The organism is Roseomonas sp. E05 (assembly GCF_030063475.1).
In the GTDB taxonomy this organism is placed as follows: Bacteria; Pseudomonadota; Alphaproteobacteria; order Acetobacterales; family Acetobacteraceae; genus Pseudoroseomonas.
In genome coordinates this window covers 40,932-66,125 of record NZ_JASIRT010000028.1, presented here as the reverse complement: position 1 = coordinate 66,125, position 25,194 = coordinate 40,932, and the positions used below count along the sequence as shown (strand labels likewise).

Genomic DNA, 25,194 nt, shown 5'->3' with positions numbered 1-25,194 from the left:
CTCGGGCGGCAACAGCGGCTCAATGACCAACCAGAGTTCATCTGAAATCAGGGGCTTCGCCATGCCCTTCAGATCGGCATAGCCCTACCGCTTTTCCAGGTTTTGAAAGGTGCTCTAAGAGGGGCGGCGCCGCAGCGCCTCAGGCATCCAGCCGCTGGATATGGATCTGCCCGGGAGGCAGCGCCCTCCGGGCGAGGTCCAGCAGGTGCTGGTGGTGGCTCAGCAGGATGACCTGCGTGGACCGGCTGAAAGCCAGCAAAGCGCGAAAGGCGGCGGCCGCGCGGCCGTCGTCGAAGCTTTGCAGGACGTCGTCGCCGAGGAAGGGCAGGGGGGCGCCCTGAGCGACATGGTCCTCGATCGCCACCAGCCGCAGCGCCAGGAAGAGCTGGTCGCGGGTGCCCTCGGACAGTTCGTCCACCAGCGTCTCCTCCCCCGGGAAGTCGCGCCGGCGGATCACCAGATGCGCCACGCTCTTATCATCCTCGCGGGACGTGACGGAAGGATAGGCGCCGTCGGTCAGGCGGGCGAAGACGGCGCCGATCCGCCGCAGCAGCCGGTCGTCACCGGCGTCCTGCACCTGGCCTAGCCCCGCTTCCAGCATGGCGCTGGCGGTGTGCAGCAGCAGGGCGTTCTCCAGGGTTTCGCCGATCTGGGCAATCGCCGCCTGCTGATCCTGCACGGCCTCCGTGAAGGCGCTTTCATCGCCCAGAGCCTTGAGGGCCTCATCCGCGCGCGCGGCGGCGGCGGCGGCCTCCTGGGCCTCTGCCTGTTGCGTGACCTGGGCCTCGCGCGCCTGCGCCAGTTCGGCCTCCATCGCTTCCGGAGTGACGGCGGTGGCCTCCTGACGCAACGCGTCGAAAGAAAGGCCGTCCCCGGCGGCAAGCGCCTCCTGCAGCGCCTGGGTGCGCAGGGCTTCCTGGCGCTCGCGCTCGGCGCTGAGCGCGATCCGGGCCTCCGCGGCCTCGGCCGAATCCGCGCCGGCGGCGGCTATGGCGGCCCGCAGCTCGGTCTCGGCGGCTTCCGCTTTCCGCAGCGCGGCCGCCAGGGCCTCGGCCGCCTCGTCCTGCTGCCGCTCCAGCAGGGTCAGACGCTCGGCCGCCCCACGCCCGGCCTGCAGGCGCTGGTCGAGGATACGCGCCGTGGCGACCGGGTCGGCCGGCGCCGCCATGCCAAGCTCCTGAGCGAGGGTGCGGCAGGTTTCGGTGAAGGCGGCGAGCTCCGCCTCAATGCCGGTGATCCGCCCCGCCAGTCTGTGCGCCTCGCGCAGCAGGGGACCGAGTTCCTCCATCAGCCGGAGGGCCTCGGCGCAATCCTCCGGGTGTTCATCGGGGCTGCGGCCGAGTTCGGCCAGGGTGGCCTGCCATTCGCGGCGCCAGCCGGCCATCTGGTCCTGCGCCGCCGAGAGGTCGCGCCGGGCGGCGGCGAGGCCATCCCGTGCGGCCTCGCGCTGGGCCTGCAGCCGGGCACGGTCGCTCTCAGCGCGGCGCGCCTCCCGCTGCCGCGCCTCGGCTTCGGCCAGCAGGGTGCGCAGGTCCGGCGGCGCGGCACCTTCGGGGCAGGCGAGGGCCTGCGTCAGGCGGCGGAGATCGGCAGCCTGCCGGGCCGCAATCTCCCGCTCGGCGGCCTGGGCCATGGCGAGATCGGCCGCCTCCTCCAGCGCCGCCTCACGCTTCAGCAGAAGCTGCTCCAGCTCGGCCAGCCCCGTTGCGGGGGGGAGGGTCAGCGGCTGTAGCAGGGCGGCCCATTCCGCATCGGCCATTTCGGCCTGCCGGCGTGCGGCTGCCTCCCTCTCCCGGATGGCTGCCAGAACCTCCTCCTGCTGCGCGATGGCGCGATCCAGCCGCTCAGCCGCACTGACCCGCTCGGCCTCCGCGTTGCGCAGATCCGCGATGCGGTCTGCCTCTGCCACCGCCGCGACATAGGCAAGGGGCAAGGGCTCGTCGCCGCTGAAGGCCTGCTCGGCCGTCGGATCCGGTGCCTCGCCCCCGAAGGCGCGGCGATAGACCAGCGTCCAGCCCGCGTTGCGTCGGGCACGGGCGGCGGCCAACGCAGCAGCGTCAGGCAAAGGGCCTTCGCGGCTCAGCCCTTCGCGCTCCTGGCGGCTGGCGGAGAGGGCCGCCTCCTGCCGTTCCAGCGCCGCCGCCTGCTCCTGCTGGGCTGCGCGGGCGGCTTCCCGCCATGCGGCCTGCTGGCGCAGCAGGAGGGGCTGAGGCGCCTCCAGGGCGCGCAGAACGGCAAGGTCACGCCAGGCGGCCGGAAGTCTCGCGAGAGTGGCCTCCAGCCGCGCGGCGGCCTGCGCGGAGATGCGAGCCGCCGCGCCGACGACTTTCTCGGGGTCACCCTCGGCGGTGATGGCGCCAACCAGGACCGCCAGGGCCTCCGCATCGCGTGGCGGTGGCAGCATCGCCAGGGCTGCTTCCGCCTTGCACAGCGCTGTTTCCTGCTCGGTGATGGCGCGGGGGAGATCGGCGAGCATTCCGGCATGGCGGGCATGGCCGCGCACCAGCCGCTGGGCCCGGGCAAGCAGGGAGGAAGGCGGCACCGCCTCGGCTGCGCGGGAGGCCGGCCATCCCAGCCCCAGCGCCCGCAGCAGGGCCTCGATCTGTGCGTGCTGGCCGCGCAGCTCGGCTTCCAGCGCTGGCAGGTCCCGGCGTGCCTTCTCGGCCGCGCCGGCTGCTTCCAGCAGGGCGGCGATGCGGTCCGCCCGTGCCAGCACGGCCTTGTCGGGGGTGATGGCGGCGGCCTGCGCGGCGAGTTCGGCATGCCGGTGGCGCAGCGCCTCTCCTGCGTCCTTCGCCTGGGCCGCCGCCTGGCGGGCCTGGGGCAGGCGCTCCCGCAGCCCGGTGGGGAGATGCGGAGCATCGGCATGGGCGGACAGCCAGTTCGCCGCCGTGTCATGCCGCGCCAGCAGCGGGCGCAGGCGCCGCACGCGCTCCAGCCGGTGCAGCGACCGCACAGCCTCCGTGGCCGCGCGGCTGGCGGCCTCTCGGCGCTCCCGCGCGGCAGCCAGGGCGCGCTCGTGCTCCAGCCAGCGCTCCGGCCGGACCAGCCGTTCCCTCAGGGTGCGGCGGCTTCCGGCAAGCCGTTCCAGAGCGGCATAGAAGGGGCGCTGCGCCGACTTGCGCGCGGGGGCAAGCTGGTCGCGCGCCGCCTCCAGCTCCTGGCGCAGCGCCTGGGCCGGCCGCAGCCCCCCCGCCGCCTCCAGCAGCGCCTCGGCCAGCGCACCCCCGGAGGCGAGCAGGCCCTGGCCGCCGGCGCGCAGGCGCTCCGTGTCCAGCGCGAAGAGCCGCTCCAGCAGGGCGCGGTCCGTGCCGCCCAGCAGGCGGGTCAGGACAGCGGGTTCCAGGGGAGTGTCGTCAGCGTTCAGGAGGGTGCTGCCACGGCCTTTGCGGCGGGTGAGGCTGAAGGGTGCCCCATCCGGCAACACGCCCTCAGCGCTGATCTGCATCCCCGCATAGCCGTGCCGGAAGCCCATGGGCGTCTGCGCACCGATGCCGAAGAGCAGGTCGCCGAAGGCACCGCGCAGCACCGACTTGCCCGCGCCGTTGGGCGCCAGCACCAGGTTCAGCCGCCCTGGCGCGGGGTCGAACTGCAGGGTGGTGTCCTGGAAGTTGCCGTAGTGGCGAAGGCTCAGCCGGGTCAGGCGCATCGGGTCAGTCCTGGGACAGGCGGCTGAGCAGGAGCTGCCGCGCGCGCTGCAGCAGCTCGGCCGGCAGATGGCCCTCGGCGGCCAGCACGGCAGGGTGCTCCGCCCCCAGTGCCTCGCGGAGACCGCCGGCGCGGTCCAGCAGGGCGGCGGCATAGCTCTGCACGGCGGTGGTCAGCGCCGTGCTCTCCGCGCCGCCGGACAGCGCCTCGATGGCGCCGAGCAACCGGCCGACGGCATCGCCCTCCGGCCGCGGGATGGCGGAGCCGGAGGGGGGATGCGTTCCGATGCGCACCGCCTCGATCCAGAAGGCGTCCTCCTCCGCCACTTCCAGCCCGGCGGCGCGCACCCGCTCGCGCGTGCCGAGCGGGTCGCGCGCCAGGGCGGCATGGGCGGCGCAGTCGCCCTCCAGCGCCAGGCGCAGCGCCAGCAGGCGGCCCCCCACGTCGCCGAGGGCCGTGCCGAGGGCATGGCGCACGCGGCTCAGCACCTGCTCCAGGTCGGCGGCACCGCTGCAATCCACCGCGAGGCGCTGCCAGCGCACCGTGTCGAGCGCGCGGTGCGCCACCTCCGCGACGCGGCCGTCGCGCACCGTGACCAGCGTGGCGCCCTTCGCGCCGGGCTCGTTGACATGGCGGCCCTGGAGGTTGCCGGGAAAGACGATCCAGGGATCGCGCAGCAGCTCCTCGCGCGTGTGGATATGGCCCAGCGCCCAATAGTCGTAGCCATGGCCGGCCAGCTGCTCGACCGTGCAGGGCGCGTAGCCGGCATGGCCAGGGCGGCCGGTGGCCGCGGTGTGCAGCAGGCCGAGATTGAACAGGCCGGGGAGCGGCACGGGGTAGTCGCGCGCAAGGTTCTCCTGCACGTCGCGCGTGGCGAAGCTCTGGCCGTGCACGGCGACGCCGATCTCCGGCAGCCGCAGGGTCTGCGGTGCGCGGGCGGAGAGCAGGGTGGCGCCCTCCGGCAGGCGCAGGTTGCGCGTCAGGACGCTTTCGGCATCGTGATTGCCGCGGATCGCGATCACCCGGACACCCGCCCGCGTCAGCCGGGCCAGGGCAGCGACCAGCGCCTGCCCGGTGCGGAAGTCCTGCCAGTCGCCGTCATAGAGGTCGCCGGCGATCACCACGAAATCCACCGCCTCGGCAATGGCGAGGTCAACCAGGTTGGCGAGCGCCTCCCGGCTGGCCCGGCGGATGCGCCGGGCCGGCGCGTCCAGATCGGCATCAAGGCCGCGCAGGGGACTGTCGAGATGCAGATCGGCGGCGTGAAGAAAGCGGAAGCTGGTCACGGGGAATCCGGCAGAAAAGGTAAGATCTCAAAGGGGAGGGATGCGGCAGGAAGGGGGCGAAGGCAAGTCAAGGGAAGCAAGGCTGGGGAAATGAATTCCCCCTCCCCACCGTCTTTTACTCGACAGCGAACCCAAAATCTTCGTTCGGGCAAAGGCGCAGGGCACCCGCGAGGCGCTCGCCGCATCGGCCGGGATGCGGGGAGAGCAGCACGCAAACCGGCTTTCCCGGCAGGAGCGGGGGCTCTGGCTGGCGGCTGGAGTGCTGCTGTGCCTGGCATGATGCGCCCCGCCTCCCTGGCTGTGCGGCGGCGGCGCCTGCCGGCAGGAAACCCGCCCAGCCGAGCCGGGTTCCTGATGGGGTGCCGGGCGGGACCGCCGGCGGGGCAACCCGCAGCCGGCGGCCGTTCAGGCGGAGCGAGACCGCAGGGAGGCCACACAGCATGTCCGACACCCTCTGGTGGCAGCACGGCATCGTCTATCAGATCTATCCGCGCTCCTTCCAGGACAGCAACGGCGACGGCATCGGCGATCTGGAGGGCATCCGCCGGCGGCTCGACCATCTCCTCTGGCTGGGCGTGGAGGCGCTCTGGATCTCGCCGATCTACCCTTCGCCGATGGCGGATTTCGGCTATGACATCGCGGATTACTGCGGCATCAGCCCGATCTTCGGCACGCTGGAGGACTTCGACCGGCTGCTGGCCGAGGCGCATGGGCGCGGGCTGAAGGTGATCCTGGACTTCGTGCCCAACCACACCTCGGACCAGCATCCGTGGTTCCGCGAAAGCCGCGCCTCGCGCGACAACCCGAAGCGCGACTGGTACCTCTGGCGCGATCCGGCGCCGGATGGCGGGCCGCCGAACAACTGGCTGGCCAATTTCGGCGGCAGCGGCTGGACGTTCGACGAGGCCACCGGCCAGTACTACTACCACGCCTTCCTGAAGGAGCAGCCCGACCTCAACTGGCGCAACCCGGAGGTCCGCCGCGCCATGCTGGACGTGCTGCGCTTCTGGCTCGACCGCGGCGTGGACGGCTTCCGGGTGGACGTGATCTGGCTGCTGATCAAGGACGAGCAGTTCCGCGACAATCCGCCGAACCCGGCCTGGCAGCCGCACCAGGCCGGCATCGACCGGCTGCTGCAGCGCTACTCCGCCGACCGGCCGGAGATTCATGACGTGGTCGCGGAGATGCGCGGCGTTCTCGACACCTACCCCGAGCGCGTGCTGATCGGCGAGATCTACCTGCCGCTGGAGCGGCTGGTTGCCTATTACGGGCGCGACATGCGGGGCGCGCACCTGCCCTTCAACTTTCAGCTCGTCTTCGCCGCCTGGAGCGCGCGGGAGATCGCGCGCATCGTGGCGGAGTACGAGGCGGCGCTGCCGGAGGGCGGCTGGCCGAACTGGGTGCTCTCCAACCACGACCAGAAGCGCATCGCCACCCGTGTCGGCGCGGCGGGCGCGCGGCTGGCGGCGATGCTGCTGCTGACGCTGCGCGGCACGCCCACGCTCTACTACGGCGACGAACTCGGGCTGGAGAACGTGCCGATCCCCCCCGACCGCGTGCAGGACCCCTGGGAGAAGAACGAGCCCGGGCTCGGCTTCGGGCGCGACCCCGCGCGCACGCCGATGCCCTGGGACGCCTCGGCCAAAGCCGGCTTCACCACCGGGAAGCCCTGGCTGCCGATCAACCCGGACCACGCCACGCGCAACGTCGCGGTGCTGGCGGGGGATGATCGCTCCATTCTCACGCTCTACCGGCGGCTCGTCGCATTGCGGCAGGCGCGGCGGGCATTGAGCGTCGGGCGCTACGAGAAGGCCCATGTGGAGGGCGATGTCTTCGCCTTCCGGCGGCATGCCGAAGGCGAGGCGCCGCTGCTGGTGGCGCTGAACTTCGGCAAGGCACCGCAGCGTGTGGCCATGCCGGAAGGGGCGCGGCTGCTCGTCTCGACCGGGCTCGACCGGGGCGAGGGACTCTTTGACGGCCTGCTCGGGCCGGAAGAGGGCGTGATCGTGGAACTGGCGTAGAAGGCCGGAGGGAAGGAATTCCCCCCGAACCCCCCATCTTTTTTCTGTCCGGGCAAAAAAACTCGAAGAAAGAAGATGGGGGTCTGGGGGAATTCCTTCCCCCAGGCTTTTTTACAGGCTGCCCGCCAGCGCTGCCGCCATCCGTCGCGCGAATTCGGCGGGTTCGCGCGGCACGTCGCCATCCTGCACGCGCGCCAGGTCGAGCAGCGTGCCGGCGGCATCCTTTATGTCAGCCCCGGATTCCGCCAGCGCGGCGAGGCGCCGCACCAGGGGGTGGCGCGGATTGACCTCCAGCACCGGGTGCTCGCCGCCAACCGGGCGGCCGGCGCGGCGCAGCAGGCGCTGCAGGGCGAGATCCGGTCCGTTGGCGGGAGCGGCCAGCACGGCGGCGCTGTCCACCAGCCGCTCGGTGGCGCGGACCTCGGAGATGTCGGCCTCCAGCGCCGCCTTCAGCAGCGGCAGCAGGCGCGTGACGTCGGCCGGTGCCTCGCCCTCCGGCGGGGCGGTGCCGAGGCCGGAGAGGTCGATACTGCCCTGGGTGATGCTGCGGATCGGCTTGCCCTCGAACTCGGCGAGCCGCTCGGGCCAGAAGGCGTCCATCTGGTCGGCCAGCAACAGGACCTCGACGCCGCGGGCGCGGAAGCCTTCGAGCTGGGTGGACTTGGACAGCGCCTCCAGGTTGTCGCCGACCAGGATGTAGATGGCCGGCTGGCCCTCCGGCATGCGGGCGACGTAGTCCGGCAGGGAGGTCCAGCCCTCCACGGCGGAGGAGCGGAAGCGCAGGAGCGGCGCGATCTCCTTGCGGTGCTCGGAATCCTCCCAGATGCCCTCCTTCAGCATCGGGCCGAAGTTCTGCCAGAAGGTGGCGTAGGCCTCGGCATCCTTGGCGCGGCTCTTCAGCTCGGAGAGCACGCGGCCGGTGACGGCGCGGCGGATGCGCGCCAGCACCGGCGTCGCCTGCAGCATCTCGCGCGAGACGTTGAGCGGCAGGTCCTCGCTGTCCACCACGCCCTGCACGAAGCGCAGCCAGGGCGGCAGCAGCTCCGCCTCGTCGGTGATGAACATGCGGCGGACATGCAGGCGCAGCCGGCTCTTGCGCTCGCCCTCGAAAGCCTCGAAGGGCTTCATGCCGGGGATGAAGAGCAGCGCGGTGAACTCGGTGGTGCCCTCGGCGCGCCAGTGCAGGGTGGACCAGGGCTCGTCGAAATAGTGGCCGAGATGGCGGTAGAAGGCGGTGTAGCTCTCGGCGTTGACCTCGGCCTTCGGCTTGCGCCAGAGCGCCGTGCCCTCGTTCGCCGGGGTGTCCTTGCCGTCCTCGGCGATGGTGATGGGGACGGTGATGTGGTCCGCCCACTTGCGGATGATGGCGTGCAGCCGGAAGGGCTCCAGGAACTCCTCGGCATCGGCGCGGATGTGCAGGACGATGTCGGTGCCCGGTGCCTCGCGCGTGGCGGGGGCGAGGGTGAAGGCGCCCTGGCCCTCGGACTCCCAGCGCCAGGCCACATCGCCGCCGGCGCGGCGGGAGACCACCTCGACGCGCTCGGCGACGATGAAGGCGGAGTAGAAGCCGACGCCGAACTGGCCGATCAGGCTCGGCCGGTCGCTCGCCTTGCTCTCGGCCAGGGCCTGGCTGAAGGCGCGCGTGCCGGAGCGGGCGATGGTGCCGAGATTGCGCGCCAGCTCCTCCTTGTCCATGCCGATGCCGGGATCGGCGATGGTGAGGGTGCGGCCGGGCTTGTCGGGGATGATGCGGACGGCGGCATCGGCGGGCAAAGCGGGGATCGGCTGCGTCAGGGCTTCGAAGCGCCGGCGATCCACCGCATCGGCGGCATTGGCCACCAGCTCGCGCAGGAAGATCTCGCGGTCGGAGTAGAGCGCGTGGACCACCAGGTCCAGCAGGCGTCCGACCTCAGCGCCGAACTCGTGGCGCTCAACGGTTTCACTCACGGTCGCCCTCCAAGGCTCGAAAGCAGTTCCGCGGGCGATATGCAAAGCATGGCCGCCGCTTTCAAGCGGGCGGCGCCCCACCGGCGCCGAACCGCTGCCGCAGCATCTGCGCGAAGGCGGCGGCGACGTTGGAAAGCGGCGCCCGGCTGGGGACGAGCAGCAGCAGATCCTCCACCAGCGCGGGCTCGAAGGGCCGCAGGACCAGGCGGTGCCGCAGGTTCGCCTCGGCGCTGAGCCGGTCCAGCACGCAGAGCCCGACCCCCTGCGCCACCAGGCCGCAGGCCGTGCTGGCCAGCGCCGTGTCCACCTGGATGCGGGGCACCGCGCCGTGCTCCTGCAGCAGCGCGTCCAGCCGCACGCGCAGGCGGTTGACGGCGGCCAGGGCGACAAAGGGCTCGCCATGCAGGTCGGCCGGGCGCACCACGCACCGCCGCGCCAGCGGGTGGCCGGGCGGGATGACGCAGACCGCCTCGGTCGTGCAGAGCCGCTCCCGCCGCACGCCCGGCGTCGGCGTCTCGAACTGCGCCACGCCGAGATCGGCGCGGCCGGTGGCCACCGCCTGGGCGACGCCGGGGCTGTCCATCGTCTGCAGCGAGAGGGACAGGCCGGGATGGCGGCGCAGGAAGGCGGCAGCCAAGCCGGGCAGGTGCTCGCTGCTCATCGCATGGTTGGCGGCGGCGACCAGGTGGCCCTGCCGCATCGCGTGCAGGTCGCGGGCGAAGCGCGTCAGGTGGTCGAGGCCGACGAAGGCGCGCCGCACCTCGGCATAAAGCGCCTGCGCCTCGGGGGTGGGCAGCCGCCGCTGGCGCTCGCGCAGGAAGACACGGAAGCCGAGCTCACGCTCGAGCTGCGCCAGGACCTTGCTGACGGCCGGCTGGGTCACATGCAGGCGCTCGGCCGCCGCGGTGACCGTGCCGGCCTCCATCACCGCGCGGAAGACCTCGCACTGACGCAGGTTCATCGCCGGGCTATCCATAACCTTAGGGAATGAAGCCGGGAGAATAAGTGCTTTGACGGCCTTGTCACGCCCTGCCACCGTTTCGCCCGGGACAGGAACCCCCGCCGCGCGGCGTCACCACCAGCAAGGTCGGGATGCCATGAGATCACCTCGCACTGTGTCCTATGCCGCCGCCCCCGGCGCAGCATGGCGGGCCTGAGGATGGCCGCTCCTCGCTTCATGCGGCTCGGGCTGAACATCGTCGCCAACGGCGCGCATGCCGCCGGCTGGCGCATGCCGCAGGCCCTGACCGACGCCTGCACGGACATCCGGCTGTGGATGCGGATGGCGCAGGCGGCCGAGCGCGCGCGCTTCAACTTCATGTTCTGGGCCGACGGCATCGCCGTGCGCCACTCGGCCAGGAGCGATGAGGAACTCTCCTACAACGCGCGCATCGACGTCTTCGAGCCGCTGACGCTGATCGGCGCGCTGGCCGCCGTGACGGAGCGGCTGGGCTTCGTCGCCAGCGCCTCGACGACCTTCAACGAGCCCTACCACATCGCCCGCAAGTTCGCCTCGCTCGACTACGTCACGCGCGGGCGGGTGGCGTGGAACGTCGTCACCTCCTGGAGCGAGCAGGAGGCGCACAATTTCGGCGCCGACCGCCTGCTGGAGCACGACAGCCGCTACGAGCGGGCGGAGGAGTTCGTCGACGTCGTCTTCGGGCTGTGGGACAGCTGGGAGGATGACGCCTTCATCCGCGACAAGGCGAGCGGCCACTATTTCGACCCGGCGAAGCTGCACACGCTGAACCATCGCGGGCGGCACTTCACGGTGAAGGGGCCGCTGAACGTCGCGCGGCCGATCCAGGGCTATCCGGTGATCGCCCAGGCCGGCTCCTCCGGCCCGGGGCAGAACCTGGGCTCGCGCATCGCCGACCTGATCTACACCGCGCAGAAGACGCGCGAGAGCGCCAGCGCCTTCTATGCCAGCGTGAAGGCGCATGCCGCAGCCGCCGGGCGGGACGCGGAGCAGATGCTGGTGATGCCGGGCATCCTGCCCATTCTCGGCCGCACCCGGCAGGAGGCGCAGGACCGCTTCGACCAGCTGCAGGAGCGGGTGCATCCCTGCCTCGGCCTGCCGATGCTGGCGGAGACCTATGGCGATCTTTCCGGCCTTGATCCGGACGGGCCGCTGCCGGCGCCGCTGGCGGGCAGCAACGCGCTGAAGAGCGCGCATGAGGCGCTGATCCGCCTCGGCCGGCAGCCCGGCATGACCATCCGCAGGCTCTACCAGATCCAGGCCGGTGCCTCCGGGCACAACATCGCCGTCGGCACGCCTTCTGACGTCGCCGACCTGATGCAGGAATGGTTCGAGAACGGCTGCTGCGACGGCTGGAACATCATGCCCGCCTTCCTGCCCGAGCCGGCCCTCGAGGCTTTCGAATGGCTGGTGCCCGAGTTGCAGCGCCGTGGCCTGGCCCGCACCGAATACGGGGGCGACGGCACGCTGCGGGGCAGCCTGGGCCTGCCAAGGCCGCCCTTCCGCAGCCGCGGCGCCCTGGCCGCCCAACCACACGGAACGTGATGGAGGCGCCGGTGCGGGTGCTGCGGATGCGGGCGGAGCAGGCGCGGAGGCGGAGGATGCCGCTGCCCGATCGCCTCGGCCTGCGGCCAGGCACGGACGGCATCCGGCGCCGCGAGGCGGGAGCCCCTCTCGTGACATAAGCGCCGCTAATGGCCTCCTCTTGGGAAAGCTGATTTGCCTTCCGCGTCGCGGCTCATGATAGGCTCTCCCCGCCGACAGGCCGCCCGCAGAAGGATGGCCCGGCACCGCCAGGCAGCACGGCCTTCCGCAGGAGGACCGTGACGGATGACCCGGATGAGCACCCTGACACGCGCGATGGCGGTTTGCCTGGCCCTCGCGGCGGCGCCCTGTGGCCGCGCGCTGGCCCAGATGCCCGAAAGCCTGCCGGCGGGCCCGTCGGTGCGCATCTCGGCGGTCACGCAGCCGCTGCCCACCCAGCCGCAATTCACCCGGGTGGACATCCCCTACCTGCGCGAGGCCGTGCCGGAGCGCTCCAAGGGCCGCATCTCCGTGCAGCTCTCCACCCATGCCGAGCGCAACCTCAGCGGCACCGAGATCGTGCGGCTGGTGCGCTCGGGGCAGGTGGATATCGGCGCGGGCACGCTTTCGACGCTCTCCGGCGACGTGCCGCTGCTGGACGGCATCGACCTGGCGGGGTTGAGCCCGGACATCGAGCAGGCGAAGACGATCGCCGACGCCATCCTCCCCGCCGCCAACAAGGACCTGGAGCGGTTCGGGGTGAAGCTGCTGAACATCTTCCCCTTCCCGGCCCAGGTGCTGTTCTGCCGCCAGCCCTTCGCCAGCCTCGCCGACCTCAAGGGGCTCAAGATCCGCACCTTCGGCAATTCGCTGAACGACTTCGTCGCCACGATCGGCGCCCAGCCGATCAGCATCGGCTTCCCCGAGGTCTACAGCGCGCTGGAGCGCGGCGTGGCCGACTGCGCCATCACCGGCACCGGCAGCGGTGCCTCGGCGCGCTGGCCGGAGGTCTCCACCCACATCTCCGACCTGCCGCTCTCCTGGGCGCTGGCGGGCTACATGGTGAACCTGGCCTGGTGGAACCGCCTGGACCCGCAGGTGCGCAGCTTCCTCGAAGGCACCTTCGCCGAGATGAACGACAAGCTGTGGGAACTCGGGCGGCAGGCCACCGAGGACGGCATCGCCTGCAATATCGGCGAGGCCGGGAGCTGCAAGCTGCACCCGCTGGCGGCGCGGCCGATGACGCTGGTGAAGGCCGCCCCGGCCGACCACGAGCTCCTGCGCAAGAGCTTCCGCGCGGTGGTGCTGCCCAACTGGGTGAAGCGCTGCGGCGCGCGCTGCGGGGAGATCTACAACACGGTGATCGCGCCGGTCAGCGGGGTGGAGTACAGCCCGTGAGGCGCAGGGTGCCGGCGGCCCTGGCGGCGGCGCGCGGCGCCTCGCGGGCGCTTGCGGTCCTGTCCACGCTGATGGCCTATGTCGCCGGCTGGAACTACATCCTCTGCGCCGCCTTCATCACCTTCGACATCCTGGCGCGCAGCTTCTTCGGCTTCTCCAGCACCGCGACGGTGGAGGTGACCAGCTACATGCTGGCCGGCGGCATCGCCTGGTCGCTCGGGCACACGCTGGTCCGCCGCGCGCATATCCGCGTCGATGTCATGGTGAACCGCATGCCGCTGCGCCTGCGCGCCGGCATGCATCTCGTCGCGCTGCTGCTGCTGGACGTCTTCGCCGCGATCTGCGCTCTCGCCGGCTGGCAGGTGGTGGAGGAAAGCCTGCTGTTCAACGCGCATGACAATTCCGGCCTGCACCTGCCGCTGGTGCTGCCGCAGGGCATCTGGACCTTCGGCCTCGCCGCCTTCTGCCTGATGGTCACGCTGCAACTGGCCGAGGGCGTGCTGGCGTTCGCCCTGGTGGGGCCGGAGGAGGTCGAGCGCATGCTCGGCTCGCGCACCGCCGATGACGAGACGCGCGAGGCGCTGGAGGCCGCCGCCATGGGCCGCGTCAACGCGCTGCAGGAGGGCGCCGCCCGATGATCGCCATCGCCGTCCTCCTCATCATGCTGGCGGTGGCGCTGTTCAGCGCGGCCGCCGGCGGCGGCGACATCCCGCTGCCTGAGATCCTCGGATTGACCGCGGTCTTCGCCGTCTTCTTCGGCGCCGGGGTGTACATCGCCGCGGTGCTCGGCATCCTCGGCATGCTGGTCGGGCTGGTCTTCTCCGACCGCCCCTGGTGGGGCTTCGTCGGCCAGACGCTCTGGGCGCCGTCCAGCAACTTCGTGCTGGTCGCCGTGCCGCTGTTCATCCTGATGGGGGAGATCCTGCTGCGCGCCGGCCTCTCGGACCGGCTCTACCGGGCGCTGAACATCTGGCTGAACCGGCTGCCGGGCGGGCTGCTGCACACCAACATCGCGGCCTGCGCGGTGTTCTCGGCGATCTCCGGCTCCTCCGTCGCCACGGCGGCGACCATCGGCTCCGTGGCGCTGCCCTATTTCAAGGGCTCGCACTACGACAACCGCATGGTGCTCGGCTCGCTCGCCGCCGGCGGCGCGCTGGGCAGCCTGATCCCGCCCGGCATCACCTTCATCGTCTATGGGCTGATCACCGAGACCTCGGTCGGGCAGCTCTATGTCGCCGCGCTGCTGCCCAGCCTGCTGGTCACCGGCCTTTGCATGCTGGTGATCGTGGCGCATGGGCTGCGGCGCCGGCAGGAACGGCCGCCGCCGCTGCCGCTCGGGATGAAGCTGCGCGCGCTGCTCGACCTCGGCCCGACCCTGCTGCTGATGCTGCTGGTGCTCGGCTCGATCTATGCCGGCTATGCCACGCCGACCGAGGCGGCGGCGCTGGGGGTGGTGGGCGCGGCGCTCTTCGCGCTGATCGAGCGGCGGCTCAGCTTCCGCCTGCTGAACGCGGCGGCGGAGGCGACGGCGCGCAACACCGCGCTGCTCGGCCTCGTCATCCTCGGCGCCTACCTGCTGAACTACCTGCTGACGGCCATCAACGCGCCGCAGGTGATCTCGGGGATGATCTCCGGACTGCCGCTGCCGCCCTGGGGCATCATGCTCTGCATCATCGGCCTCTACCTGGCGCTCGGCACCTTCATGGAGGGCTTCTCCATGATCATCACCACCGTGCCGGTGATCTTTCCGGTGGTGACGGCGCTGGGCTACGATCCGGTCTGGTTCGGCGTGCTGATCACGCTGCTGGTGGAGATCGCGCTGATCAGCCCGCCGGACGGCACCGTCATGTACGTGCTGCAGGGGATGCGGCCGAAGCCGGGCGGGCCGATCACCGACATCTTCGTCGGCGTCACACCCTTCCTGCTCGCCTATCTGGCGGTGGCGCTGATGATGCTGGTCTGGCCCGCCATCGCCCTGGCGCCGCTGGCGCTCATGCGGTAGCCGCCCGGGCGCGGGCGAAACGCTCCGGGCCATAGGGAAGCGGGTCCACGAAAGGCTGCTCGCCGCGCATCATCTCGGCGAGCAGCCGCCCGGTGGTCGGCCCCAGGGTCAGCCCCTGGTGCCCGTGACCGAAGGCGCACCAGGCGCCCGCCTGGCCGGGCAGGCGGCCGATCACCGGCAACATGTCCGGCATGCAGGGGCGCACGCCGACCCAGGGCGTGGCCTCCACCGGCTCCGCCAGGGGCAGCAGGCTGCGCGCCACGGGTTCGGCCCGTGCCAGTTGCACGGGGGTCGGCGGCGCGTCCGGGCGGGCGAATTCGGCGCCCGTGGTCAGGCGGATGCCGGCGCGCATCGGCGCCAGCAGGAAGCGGCTCTCCACATCCATCACCGGCCGGTGCAGCACGGCATTGCCCTGCAGCGCGAAATGCCGGTGATAGCCACGCTTGCCGAAGAGCGGCGGCGCATAGCCCAGCGGCCGGGTGACGTTCAGCGCCGCCGCGCCGAGGGCCACCACCACCTGCGCCGCCTCGGCCGGCCCATCCGCCGCCATGACCTGCCAGCCGGCGCCATGCCGGCGCAGGCTGGTGGCGTCGCCCAGGAGGAAGCGGCCGCCCTCGGCGGTGAAGAGGGCGGCATAGGCCAGCGTCAGGGCGTGCGGATCGCTGACCGAAACCGGGTCGGTCCAGTGCACCGCGCCGGCGCGGGCGGCCAGCAGATGCGGCTCGGCGGCGGCGAGGGCGCGCCCGTCCAGTGCGGCGTAGTTGACGCCATAGGCCTGGTGCAGGGCCTCCGCTTCCGCGATCGCCGCCTCCAGCGCCTCGGGCCGGCGGTAGAGGCGCATCCAGCCCACCGGGCGCAGCAGCGGCATCGCCCCGGCCGGTCCGGCCAGGGCGCGGTGCTCATCGAGGCAGGTGGCGATCAGCCGCTCATAGGCGGCCACGGTGCGGCGGTAGCGTTCCGGCTCGGAATGCCACCAGTAGCGCAGCAGGGGCGCGGCATAGCCCGGCAGCGCCAGCGGGTGGTAGGAAACGTCCACCTGCCGGTTGCCGGCGATGCGCCGCAGCTCCGAGAGCGCGCGGGGGAAGGGATGCGGCGCGACGGCCTCGCGCTGGATCAGCCCGCCATTGCCGAAGGAGGCGCCTTCGCCGGGCGGCCGGCGGTCCACCAGCAGGACGTCGAAGCCCTTGCGGCGGAGATGCAGGGCGACGCTGACGCCCACCATCCCCGCACCCAGCACCAGCACCGTCCCGCTCATCCCATCCTCCTCGTCTGCCTGTCCCGGGTCAGGCCGCCAGGCCGGTCTCGATGGCGATATTGCCATGCGGATCGAGGCGCACCCGCATCCCGGGCGGAACCACGCAGGTGCAGTCATATTCCTCGATGACCGCCGGGCCTACCCAGTCCTGTTCCGCCAGATGGCCACGTCGCAGCACGGGTGTGGCCATCCAGCCGTGCTCCGGGCCGAAATAGGCCTGCCGCTCGGTGGGGGCAGCCTCGGCGGGAGGCGCGGTCCGTGGCTTGCCGCCGCCCGGCGTGTCCAGGCGGCCGCTGGCGAAGAGGTTGAGGCTGACCAGCTCCACCGGCTCGCCCGGCTCGGCCCGGTGGCCATAGGTCCGCTCGTGCTCATCGCCGAAGGCCTCGTCCAGGCGGGCGGCGGTCGCCTCGGTGATCGGCCCCTCCGGCATCGGCACCGAAAGCTCGTAGGCCTGACCGCGATAATGCAGCTTGGCGAAGCGCCGCAGGCGGGCCTGCGCGGGCGCGAAGCCGTCCGCGGCGAGTTTCGCGCGCCCCTGCTCCTCCAGCGCCTGCCAGGCGGCGACCAGCTCGGCGAGGTTGAGCGCGCCGGTGAGCTGCCGGTAGGTGCGGGAGAGGTGGTACTCGACATCCGAGTGGAGCAGGCCGACCGAGGAGAAGACCCCGGCCTGCGGCGGCACGATGACGCTGCGGATGCCGAGCGAGCGGGCCATGGCGGCGGCGAAGAGCGGGCCATTGCCGCCGAAGGCGACCAGGGCGAAGTCCCGCGGGTCGCGCCCGCGCTCGGAGGAGACGGCCTTGATGGCGCGGATCATGTTGGCGGCGGCGATCCGGTGGGCGCCATAGGCCGCCTGCTCCACCGGCAGGCCGAGCGGCGCCGCCACCTTCGCCGCCAGCGCGGCGCGGGATTTCTCCGCGTGCAGCCGGATGCTGCCGCCGGCCAGATGCTGCGGATTGATGTAGCCCAGCACGACATTGGCGTCGGTGATGGTGGGCTCGGTGCCGCCGGTGCCGTAGCAGGCCGGGCCGGGGAAGGCGCCGGCGCTCTGCGGCCCGACCTGCGGCGCGCCGCCGGCATCGATGGCGATGATCGAGCCGCCGCCCGCGCCGACTTCCGCCAGGTCGATGGCCGGCACCTTCAGCACATAGCCGGCACCGGACATCAGGCGGGAGCCGATCATGATGCCGCCGCCCACCGAGTATTCCTCGGCGCGCGAGACCTCGCCATTCTCGACCAGCGCCGCCTTGGCGGTGGTGCCGCCCATGTCGAAGGAGATCACCTTGTCGAAGCCGGCCCGGCGGGCGAGGACCTGCGCGCCGATGACGCCGGCGGCGGGGCCGGATTCGATGATGTTCACCGGCATCTCGGCGGCGACCTCGGCCGGGGTCAGGCCGCCATTGGACTGCATCAGCAGGAGCGGCGCGGCCAGCTCGATGCGCGTCAGGTCGGCGGCGAGAGCCTTCAGGTAGCGCCCGACCACCGGCTTGACGTAGGCGTTGATGACGGTGGTGGAGGTGCGCTCGTACTCCTTGATCTCCGGCAGCACCTCCGAGCTGATGGAGAGCACCATCTCCGGCGCCTTCCGCCGGATGATGTCGCGGATCATCCGCTCGTGCACGTCGTTGGCGTAGGAATGCAGCAGGCAGACGGAAATGGCCTCGACGCCTTCGGCGAGCAGCCGCTCCAGCACCGCCTCCACCTCGGCCGGGTCGAGCGGCCGGACGATCTCGCCCTTGGCACTGATGCGTTCGTCCACCTCCAGGCGCAGGCTGCGCTCCACCAGGGTGGGGGGCTTCTCCCAGGTCAGGTCGTAGAGACGGGGCATGCGCAGCAGGCGCAGCTCCAGGATATCGCGGAAGCCTTTGGTGGTGATCAGCCCGGTGCGGGCGCCCTTCAGCTCCAGGATGGCGTTGGAGGCGACGGTGGTGCCGTGCAGCAGCTCCGCCACGTCGCCCGCGCCGAGGCCATGCTCGGCGAAGGCCGCGGCCAGCCCCTCGCTGATCGCGCGGGCGTAGTTGTCCACGGTGGAGGACACCTTCCTGGTGATGACGCCTCCTTCCGCATCCATGATGCAGATGTCGGTGAAGGTGCCGCCGATATCGACGCCGACGCGGATCTTGCTCATCTGCGGTTCTCCGATTGGCTTCACGTTCATCCGGCGGTCTGCGGCAGTTCGCGCAGGGCATAGGGGGTCTCGCGCCAGCCGCGGGCGGCGCGGAGGCGGGCGCGCAGCGCCTCGGTGGCGGGGCGGTCCACCGCGCGGCCGTCGGGCAGCAGCGCCACGCCATACAGCTCCAGCGCGGCCTGGCGGCTGACGAACTCGTTGCGGACGTCGCGCAGCACGTGCTCGGGGTCGCGCTCCAGCGGATCGCCCCAGCCGCCGCCCGCCGCCGTCTCATGGACGAAGCGGTCGCCATGCCGCAGGCGGTCGTAGAACTTGGCGGGATAGACCTGCGGCTCGCCGCCGGCACGCGCCAAGTAGTTCATCGAGACGCCGCCGGGATAGCCGCCATAGAGGCCATAGGGCCGGACGTCGCGGCGATCGGAGCGGATCGAGATGGTCGCCTCGTCGCCGAGGAAGCGGTAGGCGCGACGATAGGGCGCGCCGCCGCGGAACTTGCCGGCGCCGCCGCGGTCGCCGACGAACTCGTAGCACTCGACGAAGAGCGGCTGCTCCGCCTCGATCACCTCGGAGGACTGGCCGGCCATGTTGGCGAACATGTGCGAGTTGCCGTCGATGCCGTCGGCGAAGGCGCGGCCGCCCCAGGCGCAGCAGGTGAAGTCGCAGAAGATGTAGGGCTTGCGCTCGGCATCGTAGCCGCCGATCGAGATGTTGGTGTTGCCGCCGTCGCCGGCGGCCGTGACCTTGCCGGGCACCATCTGGGCCAGCGCGCCGAACACCGTGTCCACCATGCGGAAGCCGGTCAGGCCGCGCGCCGCGACGGAGGCGGGGTGGACGCAGTTCACGATGGTGCCCTCGGGTGCGATCACCTCGATGGCGCGGAACACGCCGTCATTGTTGGGGATCGGGTTCTCCGTCACCGAGAGCACGCCGCAATAGGAGGCCGACTTGGTGAAGGAGAGGGTGGCGTTCAGCGCGCCGCGCACCTGTGGCGAGGAGCCGGTCCAGTCGAAGAGGATGCTGTCGCCCTTCTTGGTGACGGTCACCTTGAGGACGATCCGCTGGCCGAGGTCGATGCCGTCATCATCCAGGTAGTCCTCGAAGGCGAAGGTGCCGTCGGGCAGCTTGGCGATCTCGGCGCGCGCCAGGCGCTCGGTGTGGTCCAGCATGGCCTCGGTGAGCTGGCGGACCTTGGGAAGGCCGTAGGCGCGGCAGAGATCGGTGAAGGCGGCCTCCGCCACATGGCAGGCGGCGAGCTGCGCGCGGATGTCGCCCATCACCATGCGGGGGACACGGACATTCAACGCCATCAGCTCGAAGAAGGTCTCGTTGCGCCTGCCACCGTCGAAGATCCGCATCGGCGGGATGCGAACGCCCTCCTGGTAGATCTCGACCGAATCCGGCGCGTTGGAGCCCGCCACGCGGCCGCCGACATCGGTGTGGTGGGAGATGGTGCCGGCGAAGGCGACCAGCTCGCCCTCCACGAAGATCGGCTTGAAGATGAAGATGTCCGGCAGGTGCATGCCGCCGTGGAAGGGGTCGTTCAGGGCATAGACGTCGCCCGGGTGGATCTCGCCCTCGAAGCGGCGGAGCACCGCCGCCAGGGCGGTGGGCATGGAGCCGAGATGCGAGGGCAGGGAGAAGCCTTGCGCGATCATCCGGCCGCGCTCGTCGAAGAAGGCGGTGGAATAGTCGAGATTGTCGCGCAGGACCGAGGAATAGGTGGTCCGGTGCACCGTCAGCGCCATCTCGTCGGCGACGGAGAGCAGCGCGTTGCGGAACAGCTCGAACTCGAAGGGATCGAAGGCGGTGGCCTGCATGGGCGTGCGTTCTCCATCCTGCACCAGGGATGCCGACCGCCATGGTCAGCCCTCCGCGCTGCGCCGCCGGAGCCTGGGGGGCGGGCCGGGGCCGGTATCCCGTCAACGGGGGGACAGGATGGAGAGTGGATGTTCCAGATGTCCAATCTTTAAGCATGAAGGCTCACGATAAGCCACCCTTATCGGATCATGCCCATTCCTGCGCCACACGGCACGCGATCCGGGCAATCGCGCTCATCAGCTTGCCGCCCTGGGCGGTGCCGAAGGTGGCGGTGAAGTCGAGGTTCGGCAGGGGAAGCTCGGTGTTCAGCAGGACGAGGCGGCCTTCCCGCAGCTCCTGCTGGATCAGGATCGGCGCGATGACGCAGATGCCGATATTGTCGAGCGTCATCTTGATGATGGTCGAGACCGAGGAGCTGGCATGGATCTGCGGCGCCGGCAGGGAGCGCTCCAGGAACAGTTCCTGCAGGTTCCGGTAGGGGATGGTGGTCTTGGGGAAGCTGATCAGCGCGTGGCGGGCGAGCGCCTCCAGCGGCACCGGGTCCTCCTCGAAGGCGAGGGCGGCGCTGGCGACGAAGGAGAGGGTGTAGGAGCAGAGATCGACGCTGGTGATGCCGGGCTCGACGACCTTGCCGAGCAGGAAGGCGAGGTCGGTCTCCTGCCGCACCACGCGGCTGCGCAGATTGGTGGAGACGTCCACCTCGATGTCGAAGGTGATGAAGGGATACTGCGCGTTGACGCTGTTGATGAAGCTGGGCAGCCAGGTCTGGGCGATGGTCTCGGCCACGCCGAGGCGGATCAGGCGGCTTTCCGGGCGGGCGGCCGAGACGGCCTCGATCATCTCGGTGCGCATCTTGAGCAGGCGCTCGGCATAGAGCAGCAGCACCTCGCCGCGGTGGGTGAGGGAGGTGCCTCTGGCGGAGCGCTCGAGCAGGCGCTGGCCCAGCTCCGCCTCCAGGCTGGCGATCCGCTGCGAGACGGCGGGCTGGGTCATGAACAGGGCCTCGGCGGCCCGGGCGAAACTCCTCAGCGTGGCGACAGCGTGAAAGACCTCAAGGGTTCGGAATTCCATCGGCTGGGGCCCCTCTCCAGGGCCGGCGCATGCAAGAGGCCGGCCAGGGGGAGCAGCCGGGGGAGCAGCCGGGGGAGCAGCCGCTACAGCCTGGGGAAGGCCGCTTGCAGCGCGGCGGTGTCGGCCAGCAGCGCCTCGTATTCCACCGGCGTGCCGCTGAAGAAGATCCGCCCGGGGGGCACCGTGCCATAGCGCACGTCCTGCCCCGCCGCGATCATGTGCTGGTACATCGGCGCCACATAGAGCTCGGCGGTGCCGGGCGCGGCCTCCTCCCGCGCATAGGCCTCGCGGAACAGGGCGGCCGAGCCGAAGTGATAGAGGCCGCTGCAGCAGAGCGAGGAAATCCGCACCTTCTCGGTCACCTGCAGCGCGCGGCCCTCGGGCCCGGGGCGAACGAAGGACCAGTGATCGCCCGGCCCCTCGAAGCATTCCAGCCAGCCGGCATGGCCGTCGAAGGCGTCCTTCCGCACGCCGGGGCGGATGGTGTCGATGTTGAAGATCGTGACCGGCTCGGCCTCCGGCATGGCCAGGCGCGCGAGGCCCAGCATCACCGTCTCGGCCTGGCCGCGCGTGGGGGCCGGCAGCGCCACCATCCGCAGGTGGCGGATGCCGATGGCCTCGGCCCGCGCGCGCACGAAGGCCGCCACGCCGGGCAGGTCAAGATGGATCAGCAGGAAGGTCTCCGTCGCGAACATCGCGGAGAAGCCGAGCAGCGACCAGTCGAGCAGCGGCCGGCCGGCAAGCGGCAGCATCCATTTCGGGCGGTCATAGCCCGCCCGGGTGAAGCGGCTGCTCAGCCCCGCCATGGGGAACACGATCACGGCGACGTCTCCATCCCGCTGTAGAGGCGCAGGGCATTGGCCAGGAAGCCCTGCTGGCGGTCCGGCCGGTCCGCGTGCAGGGGCAGCATGGACAGGAAGAGGTGCACGGTCAGGGCGCGGATGGCGGCATCGCCGGTGCGGTGCCCGAGCAGGTCCATCTCGCCGACGATCTCGGGCAGGAAGGCCGCGGCCCCCTCCCGCGAGAGGTGCAGCGTCAGGTCATGGGGCGTGGGCCGCTCCAGCCGGTACCGCCCGGCCAGGATCAGGTCATAGCCCTGGACGGAGTGGTTGAGCTTGGCCAGGTCGTAGCGCAGGTCGCCATAGACGGTGGGGTGCCCGTCGCGCACGCTGCCGCGGGGATCGATCACCTTGATCTGCTGCTGGCGGAAATCGAAGAAGGCGTTGGGGAAGCACAGGTCGCCATGCATCACGCCCGGGACCGGCGTGCCCGCCGCGGCGATCCGCGCCGTCTCCGCCGCGATGCGCCGCAGCGAGGGCAGCCGCCGGCCGCCGGAGACCCATTCGGCGTCCAGGTCGGTGCCGCTGGCCTCGGCCCATTGCTCCAGCCGGCTCAGGGTCTTGTCTAGCGCCAGCACGCCCAGGGCATCCTCCGGCACCGCCGCGCAGGCGGCCTCGGCGCCCAGCTGGTGCGCGGCGGCCAGGAAGTCGAAGCAGCCCGCCATGATCTGCCGCCAGGCCGCGCGTTCCAGGCGGCCGAAGACGAACAGCTCGTGCAGGGTCGGGTTGAACTCGTAGCCGAGGCGGTAGCCGTTTCCCTCGCGCCCCAGGAAGGGCGGCGTGTGCAGGCGCAGGGCCGGCGGGATGCGCTCGAACCAGTTGGCCTCGGCCTGGAGCTTGTCGGGCTTGGCGCCGGTCTTCAGCACGGAGCGGCCGGCGACGGCGATCGAGTTGAAGGAACGCGCCGTGCTGGCCCTGGCGCGCGAGCGGTAGAAGGTCTGCAGGTGGCCGAAATCCAGCCAGTTCCCCATCTGGCGGAAGGCGAGGGAATGGCCGGCATCGTACAGGGCCAGCGCCTCCAGGAAGTCGCCGCGCGCGCGGGCCAGGGCGCGCAGCAGCGCCGGCGCCGAGGAGAAGGCGAACCATCCCGTCAGCACCTGCTCCTGCCGGGCGGTGGCGCCGGGGCGCCGGCTGACGAAGCCGTGCTTCTCGCTGCCCTCCAGCACGCCCCAGGCATAGGAGTCCGAGCTGGTGGCGATGCCCACCTCGTCCATGGCCTCGGGCAGCGTCTCCAGGAACAGCGTGTCGCCATGCAGGATCCGCGCGCCCGCGCGCGCGTCACTCAGCGTCAGGGCATAGGATATGCTATCGCCCAGGCTGAGCGCGTCCGGGATGAACAGCAGTTCCGCATCCGCCGCCTGCAGCTGGGCGCGGTCCTCCTCCTGCAGCTCGAAGCTCTGCGGCAGCGTGAGGATGATCCGCGACCCGAGATGCCGGAGGCTGGCAATCTGCGAGGCGAACAGCCGCTTGTGGCCGAACGGGAGAAAGCTCGGGGGAAGAAGCCCGAACTCGGCGCTGATCTCGGCATTGACATAGGCGGCTGACGTGATGATCGAGAGCGGCGGCTCGTTCATGCCGCGTTCCGCCCCAGCTTCAGGAGCCGGGAGATGTCGTGGTAGCTCAGCGCCGCGAACTCGTCGGGACGAAGCGCCTTGTCATCCACATGGAAGCCGTCATGCCCGCACCAGGGCTTGCTGACATGGATCTCGTCATAGGGGATGTCATGCCGCTTCAGCCAGTCGATGATGACCGGCAGGGTATGCACGTTGATCAGGCCGACATTGCCGGCATAGGTGCGCATGTTGCGCGCGGTGCAGATGACGATCTCGAATCCCTGCGCCTTGTATTCCCTCAGCCTCGCGACGACAGGAATGTTCGGCGACTTGCTGGCATAGTCGAGCTTGGGATCATCTATGGTCAGCGTGCCGTCGAGATCGATCACCAGGCGCTTCATTCCACGCATCCCTTGAGTCTCTGCAGGAGTGTTCGGGGCACTCCATGAAGAACCATATCAACCCTAGAATGATAACCCGAAGCCCGGGCGGAGCGAAACGGCCTCCCCCGGCCGGCCCGCGGAAGAAACAGCGGAACTGGCAGACGCGGGCGGTAGTCAGGGTTTCCGAATCAATGGCAGCCTGCGCCGTGACCATCCGGCAACAGGATAGGTCGAAGAGCAAACAAGCCGAGGAAAGCCACGTCCATGACCTTGCCGTCGCGCCGCCAGATCCTTGCCGCCAGCACCCTGCTGCTGGCCGCAGCGCCCCGCCCCGGACGCGCCGAGGAATACCCGTCCCACGCGCTCACGATCGTGGTCGGCTATCCCCCCGGTGGCATCAGTGACACCGCGACCCGCCTGATCGCGCGGCGGATGGAACAGGAGCTGGGCCAGCCGGTGGTGGTGGAGAACCGTGCCGGCGCCGCGACGGCCCTGGCCTCCACCTATGTCGCGCAGGCCGATCCGAACGGCTACACCCTGCTGATGGGCGCCACGACCCTGGCCATCAACCCGACCCTGCAGCCGAAGCTCGGGCCGCAGGATCCGCAGAAGGCGCTGGCGCCCGTGGGGATGGGCTATCAGTCCGCCTTCGTGCTGCACGTCCATCGCGACCTGCCCGTGCGCTCCGTGGCCGAGCTGATCGCCTATGCGAAGGAGCGCCCGGGCAAGCTGAACTTCGGCAGCTCCGGCAATGGCGCGGTGAACCACCTGGCCCTGGCGCGGTTCAACAATGCCACGGGCACCGAGCTCCAGCACGTGCCCTATCGCGGCGGGGCGCCGGCGTTGATCGACCTGCGGACCGGGCGCATCCAGGGCATGTTCTCGGCCGTGCTGGAGGCCCTGCCGGCGGTGCAGGAAGGCGCGACCCGGGCGCTTGGCGTCAGCTCGGCGGAGCGGGTCGCGCTCCTGCCGGAGGTGCCGGCGGTGGCGGAAACCGTGCCCGGCTTCGAGGCGGTCTACTGGCAGGCGCTCTTCGCACCCGCCGGCACGCCCGGCCCCATCCTGAAGCGCCTGGAGGCGGCCCTGCGCGTGGCCACGGACGACCCCGACCTGCGCGCCCGCCTGGCCGGGCAGGGGGTGTCGCTGCAGAGCGGCGACGCGGAATTCCTCCGCGGCTTCCTGGCGCGGGAGACGGAAAGCTGGGGCAGGGTGATCCGGTCCGCGGGTATCAGCATGGAATAGGCGCCGGCGAGGCCGGCCGAGGCGAGGCCGGTGCCCCTGCGCGTTGAAAGCGCAGGGGGGCAGGCGCGGCGGCCCGGGGGAAGGGTCCGGTTTCCGGTATCGG

At 71.1% G+C, this 25,194-nt stretch carries 17 protein-coding genes; 6 read left to right on the top strand and 11 right to left on the bottom strand.

What is annotated here, in order from left to right; translation table 11 throughout:
* Positions 1-139: 139 nt before the first annotated feature.
* Both QMO56_RS20985 and QMO56_RS20980 read right to left on the bottom strand, forming a co-directional pair.
* Entirely contained in the window at positions 140-3,649 is a 3,510-nt protein-coding gene (locus QMO56_RS20985; RefSeq protein ID WP_283529038.1) for an AAA family ATPase, read from the bottom strand.
* A 4-nt stretch (positions 3,650-3,653) separates the two neighbouring features.
* Entirely contained in the window at positions 3,654-4,934 is a 1,281-nt protein-coding gene (locus QMO56_RS20980; protein WP_283529036.1) for a DNA repair exonuclease, read from the bottom strand.
* Between the two features lie 440 nt (positions 4,935-5,374).
* On the opposite strand from QMO56_RS20980, the gene QMO56_RS20975 reads away from it, so the two are divergent.
* Positions 5,375-6,955 (top strand): alpha-amylase family glycosyl hydrolase, encoded by a 1,581-nt coding sequence (locus QMO56_RS20975; protein ID WP_283529034.1) that lies wholly within the window; start codon positions 5,375-5,377, stop codon positions 6,953-6,955.
* Between the two features lie 111 nt (positions 6,956-7,066).
* Here the strand turns inward: QMO56_RS20975 and htpG are convergent, their stop codons facing one another.
* Entirely contained in the window at positions 7,067-8,902 is a 1,836-nt protein-coding gene (gene htpG / locus QMO56_RS20970; RefSeq protein ID WP_283529032.1) for a molecular chaperone HtpG, read from the bottom strand.
* Between the two features lie 61 nt (positions 8,903-8,963).
* Positions 8,964-9,863 (bottom strand): LysR substrate-binding domain-containing protein, encoded by a 900-nt coding sequence (locus tag QMO56_RS20965; RefSeq protein WP_283529030.1) that lies wholly within the window; start codon positions 9,861-9,863, stop codon positions 8,964-8,966.
* A 198-nt stretch (positions 9,864-10,061) separates the two neighbouring features.
* Here QMO56_RS20965 and QMO56_RS20960 point away from each other — a divergent pair, with 198 nt between their 5' ends.
* The 4 genes from QMO56_RS20960 to QMO56_RS20945 all read left to right on the top strand — a co-directional run bounded on the left by QMO56_RS20960 (position 10,062) and on the right by QMO56_RS20945 (position 14,805).
* Positions 10,062-11,426 (top strand): LLM class flavin-dependent oxidoreductase, encoded by a 1,365-nt coding sequence (locus QMO56_RS20960; RefSeq protein ID WP_283529028.1) that lies wholly within the window; start codon positions 10,062-10,064, stop codon positions 11,424-11,426.
* Between the two features lie 294 nt (positions 11,427-11,720).
* Entirely contained in the window at positions 11,721-12,803 is a 1,083-nt protein-coding gene (locus QMO56_RS20955) for a TRAP transporter substrate-binding protein (protein ID WP_283529026.1), read from the top strand.
* Positions 12,800-13,441, top strand: a complete 642-nt coding sequence (locus QMO56_RS20950) for a TRAP transporter small permease subunit (protein WP_283529024.1) — start codon at positions 12,800-12,802, stop codon at positions 13,439-13,441. Before QMO56_RS20955 ends, QMO56_RS20950 begins: the two co-directional genes overlap by 4 nt.
* A complete protein-coding gene (locus tag QMO56_RS20945; protein WP_283529022.1) occupies positions 13,438-14,805 on the top strand; it encodes a TRAP transporter large permease in 1,368 nt (455 codons plus the stop codon). Before QMO56_RS20950 ends, QMO56_RS20945 begins: the two co-directional genes overlap by 4 nt.
* Here QMO56_RS20945 and QMO56_RS20940 read toward each other — a convergent pair.
* The 7 genes from QMO56_RS20940 to QMO56_RS20910 all read right to left on the bottom strand — a co-directional run bounded on the left by QMO56_RS20940 (position 14,795) and on the right by QMO56_RS20910 (position 23,867).
* Entirely contained in the window at positions 14,795-16,060 is a 1,266-nt protein-coding gene (locus QMO56_RS20940) for an FAD-binding oxidoreductase (protein ID WP_283529020.1), read from the bottom strand. The genes QMO56_RS20945 and QMO56_RS20940 overlap by 11 nt on opposite strands.
* Before the next feature lie 28 nt (positions 16,061-16,088).
* Positions 16,089-18,185, bottom strand: coding sequence for a hydantoinase/oxoprolinase family protein (locus QMO56_RS20935; RefSeq protein WP_283529018.1), 2,097 nt, complete (start codon positions 18,183-18,185; stop codon positions 16,089-16,091).
* A gap of 26 nt (positions 18,186-18,211) precedes the next feature.
* Positions 18,212-20,002, bottom strand: a complete 1,791-nt coding sequence (locus QMO56_RS20930; protein ID WP_283529016.1) for a hydantoinase B/oxoprolinase family protein — start codon at positions 20,000-20,002, stop codon at positions 18,212-18,214.
* Between the two features lie 187 nt (positions 20,003-20,189).
* Positions 20,190-21,074: a LysR family transcriptional regulator gene (locus tag QMO56_RS20925; protein ID WP_283529014.1), complete on the bottom strand. Its 885-nt coding sequence runs from the start codon at positions 21,072-21,074 to the stop codon at positions 20,190-20,192.
* An 83-nt stretch (positions 21,075-21,157) separates the two neighbouring features.
* Entirely contained in the window at positions 21,158-21,895 is a 738-nt protein-coding gene (locus QMO56_RS20920; protein ID WP_283529012.1) for an NTP transferase domain-containing protein, read from the bottom strand.
* The gene (locus QMO56_RS20915) at positions 21,892-23,487 is read right to left on the bottom strand and encodes a hypothetical protein (RefSeq protein ID WP_283529010.1); all 1,596 of its coding nucleotides are present in this window, start codon (positions 23,485-23,487) and stop codon (positions 21,892-21,894) included. The genes QMO56_RS20920 and QMO56_RS20915 overlap by 4 nt, the downstream gene beginning before the upstream one ends.
* Positions 23,484-23,867, bottom strand: a complete 384-nt coding sequence (locus QMO56_RS20910; protein ID WP_283529008.1) for an HAD hydrolase family protein — start codon at positions 23,865-23,867, stop codon at positions 23,484-23,486. Before QMO56_RS20910 ends, QMO56_RS20915 begins: the two co-directional genes overlap by 4 nt.
* A 246-nt stretch (positions 23,868-24,113) precedes the next feature.
* On the opposite strand from QMO56_RS20910, the gene QMO56_RS20905 reads away from it, so the two are divergent.
* On the top strand, positions 24,114-25,091 hold the full coding sequence (locus tag QMO56_RS20905; RefSeq protein ID WP_283529006.1) for a tripartite tricarboxylate transporter substrate binding protein: 978 nt from the start codon (positions 24,114-24,116) through the stop codon (positions 25,089-25,091).
* The last annotated feature ends 103 nt before the right edge of the window (positions 25,092-25,194 follow it).

Bases quoted from the DNA above. Each gene is read 5' to 3' on its own strand.
- QMO56_RS20985 (WP_283529038.1), bottom strand. From the start codon at position 3,649: ATGCGCCTGACCCGGCTGAGCCTTCGCCACTACGGCAACTTCCAGGAC.
- QMO56_RS20975 (WP_283529034.1), top strand. From the start codon at position 5,375: ATGTCCGACACCCTCTGGTGGCAGCACGGCATCGTCTATCAGATCTAT.
- QMO56_RS20965 (WP_283529030.1), bottom strand. From the start codon at position 9,863: ATGAACCTGCGTCAGTGCGAGGTCTTCCGCGCGGTGATGGAGGCCGGC.
- QMO56_RS20960 (WP_283529028.1), top strand. From the start codon at position 10,062: ATGGCCGCTCCTCGCTTCATGCGGCTCGGGCTGAACATCGTCGCCAAC.
- QMO56_RS20955 (WP_283529026.1), top strand. From the start codon at position 11,721: ATGAGCACCCTGACACGCGCGATGGCGGTTTGCCTGGCCCTCGCGGCG.
- QMO56_RS20945 (WP_283529022.1), top strand. From the start codon at position 13,438: ATGATCGCCATCGCCGTCCTCCTCATCATGCTGGCGGTGGCGCTGTTC.
- QMO56_RS20940 (WP_283529020.1), bottom strand. From the start codon at position 16,060: ATGAGCGGGACGGTGCTGGTGCTGGGTGCGGGGATGGTGGGCGTCAGC.
- QMO56_RS20935 (WP_283529018.1), bottom strand. From the start codon at position 18,185: ATGAGCAAGATCCGCGTCGGCGTCGATATCGGCGGCACCTTCACCGAC.
- QMO56_RS20930 (WP_283529016.1), bottom strand. From the start codon at position 20,002: ATGCAGGCCACCGCCTTCGATCCCTTCGAGTTCGAGCTGTTCCGCAAC.
- QMO56_RS20925 (WP_283529014.1), bottom strand. From the start codon at position 21,074: ATGGAATTCCGAACCCTTGAGGTCTTTCACGCTGTCGCCACGCTGAGG.
- QMO56_RS20915 (WP_283529010.1), bottom strand. From the start codon at position 23,487: ATGAACGAGCCGCCGCTCTCGATCATCACGTCAGCCGCCTATGTCAAT.
- QMO56_RS20910 (WP_283529008.1), bottom strand. From the start codon at position 23,867: ATGAAGCGCCTGGTGATCGATCTCGACGGCACGCTGACCATAGATGAT.
- QMO56_RS20905 (WP_283529006.1), top strand. From the start codon at position 24,114: ATGACCTTGCCGTCGCGCCGCCAGATCCTTGCCGCCAGCACCCTGCTG.